The organism is Vibrio sp. 10N.222.49.C9 (assembly GCF_041474985.1).
Classification (GTDB): domain Bacteria; phylum Pseudomonadota; class Gammaproteobacteria; order Enterobacterales; family Vibrionaceae; genus Vibrio; species Vibrio crassostreae_C.
This window is the reverse complement of the sequence record NZ_JBFRVD010000448.1, coordinates 1-325: the sequence shown is the minus strand read 5'-3', so window position 1 is coordinate 325 and position 325 is coordinate 1. Positions and strand designations below refer to the sequence as shown.

The window sequence follows — 325 nt, the reverse complement described above, 5'->3', positions numbered from 1 at the left end:
GTAATGGTCTTGACGCGATCGCGACGCCAAATCATGCTTTCCTCTGTTGCCAACTCAAAACCATCCACTACTTGACCTAGAGGTACTGAGTGCAGTCCTAGCAGAGATTTCACAGGCAAGGTTTCAAGGGATGCCATATCTTGATTTGAACCACGCAGCTGAATAGGGATCAGCTCATCGTTAAGGTTCATGCGACCTAACGGCATGCCGTTAGTTCCTCGTTTCATCGCAAAGGCAATGTCTGCTCGGTTTATACCAGCGCGAAGGGCTTTGTCTTGGTTGATGATAGGTGTCAGCATTTTGCTTTGTTGGCGCCAGTCGTCAC

General features: G+C 48.9%; 1 pseudogene. It reads right to left on the bottom strand.

Annotation, left to right across the window (positions count from 1 at the left end):
• A pseudogene (locus AB4585_RS23925) lies at nt 1-325 on the bottom strand (AcrB/AcrD/AcrF family protein); the annotation flags it as partial.